This is a genomic window from Halomonas sp. (assembly GCF_041689495.1).
Lineage (GTDB): Bacteria > Pseudomonadota > Gammaproteobacteria > Pseudomonadales > Halomonadaceae > Halomonas.
Genome location: NZ_JBDNGD010000060.1, coordinates 1 through 1709 on the forward strand (window position 1 = coordinate 1; position 1709 = coordinate 1709).

The following is a 1709-nucleotide window of genomic DNA, read 5'->3' on the forward strand; positions in this document are numbered from 1 at the left end:
GAGGTCGGCTGGCTGCCGGAACCCATGCTGGACTCGAGACGATACCCGAGGTCCGGGAGGAGGAGACATCCGAAGACATTACCCGTAAGCCCTGATCGCGTATCCTGTGGGTATTCGCTTGACTGTCCGGGATGTTCCCATGCTTTTACGTCTTGCCCTGTCGCTTGTCCCGACGCTGTCGCTGGCTTTCCTGTCGATGTCGTTCCCGGTCGCCGCCGCTGACCCGCTGCCTGTTCCCTCTGGTGAAGTGATACTGACGGTCAGTGGCGATGTCGCCCATGCCAATGCGGGGGACGAGGTCCACTTCGACCGCGAGATGCTGATGGACCTGTCACCCAGGTCCATCGAGACCCGCACCCCCTGGCACCGGCAGCCGGGTCGTTTCGAAGGACCTCTGGTCAGGACGGTGCTGGAGGCGGCAGGGGCAAGGGGTGATCGGGTGAGGGTCCAGGCACTCAATGATTTCGAGGCACAGATTCCCGTGGAGGACTTCCATGAGTACGACGCCCTCCTGGCGATGCGGCACAATGGCCAGCCGATGGCCATCCGTGACTTTGGCCCTCTCTTCGTCCTCTATCCCTTCGATCATCACCCCGAGTTGAATAACGAAACGATCCGCTTCCGTTCGGTCTGGCAGGTCGGCCGCATCCACGTCGAGTCCCGGAAGGACCGAGACTGATACCGGAGATCCCAGGTGCTGCGCTATCCCTTGCGTCTCAAGCTTGGCGCCTTCGCTGCACTGCTGTTCTTCACCGCCGCCCTGGTGGTGGTCGGACTGGTGTCATGGCGTCAGGAGAGCCTGTCCCAGAGCGTGGGCGGTGATGCGGCCTGGCATGCCTACAAGCTCGATCGGGATACCGTCCAGCTACGTAACTACCTGAACCTTCCCGATCGCCATGTGGAGGGGCTGAGGCTGCGTTTCGAGTTGCTCTACAGTCGCCTGCCATTGCTGAGAACGCGCGACATCACCGAGCTGATATCGACGATGCCTGTTGGGGTGGGCCTGATCGCCGAGATCGAGAATCACATGGATACCCTCGACCAGTTGATCCAGGGGCTCGAGCGTCTGGACAGTGACAGCCTGGTCTTGCTGGATGGCCGGCTTCAGGAAATGGCAGGACACACCGAGCGACTGGTCATCGCCATCAACGGCCACCTGGCCGATAGCGCCACGCGGGAGCGTCAGCAACTCCAGCAACTCTACGGGCTCCTGCTGGTACTGATCCTGGCCATGAGCCTGGCGGCCCTGATGGTGGTCGTCATCCTCTTCAGGGAGGGACGCGACAACGCCATCGCCCGGCGGACCTGCCGTCACGGATCCTCAGTGACCCCGGTCGGCTACGTCAGGTCCTGCTGAACCTGCTCTCCAATGCCGTCAAGTTCACCGAGCAGGGTCGGTTGCGACTCGTCGTCGGGCCCGAGGGAGAGGTCGGTATCCGCTTCGATGTCATCGATTCTGGCTGCGGCATCACACCGGAGGCGCTGTCACGCCTCTTCGAACCTTTCCAGCAAGGGGATGCCTCGACGGCACGACACTTCGGGGGTACCGGCCTGGGTCTGGCGATATCTCGGTGGCTCGTCGAGGCCCTGAGGGTGGTGACACAGCAGCGTTTCGATCTGATCTTCATGGATATCCAGATGCCTGACCTGGATGGTCTCGAGGTCACGCGACGCCTGCGTGCCCGCGGTGGCTGGGCGGCAGACATCCC

Annotated in this window: 3 protein-coding genes; all 3 read left to right on the forward strand. The window is 62.4% G+C overall.

Features of this window, described 5'->3' with window-relative positions; all coding sequences use genetic code 11:
* Positions 1 to 139: 139 nt before the first annotated feature.
* Positions 140 to 679: a molybdopterin-dependent oxidoreductase gene (locus tag ACESMD_RS02025; RefSeq protein WP_372609860.1), complete on the forward strand. Its 540-nt coding sequence runs from the start codon at positions 140 to 142 to the stop codon at positions 677 to 679.
* A 15-nt stretch (positions 680 to 694) separates the two neighbouring features.
* On the forward strand, positions 695 to 1357 hold the full coding sequence (locus ACESMD_RS02030) for a hypothetical protein (protein WP_372609862.1): 663 nt from the start codon (positions 695 to 697) through the stop codon (positions 1355 to 1357).
* Positions 1358 to 1359: 2 nt separating this feature from the next.
* The coding region (locus tag ACESMD_RS02035; protein ID WP_372609864.1) for an ATP-binding protein at positions 1360 to 1709 on the forward strand (350 nt) is incomplete at its 3' end.

Coding starts and splice junctions, on each gene's coding strand:
- ACESMD_RS02025 (WP_372609860.1), top strand. CDS start 140: ATGCTTTTACGTCTTGCCCTGTCGCTTGTCCCGACGCTGTCGCTGGCT.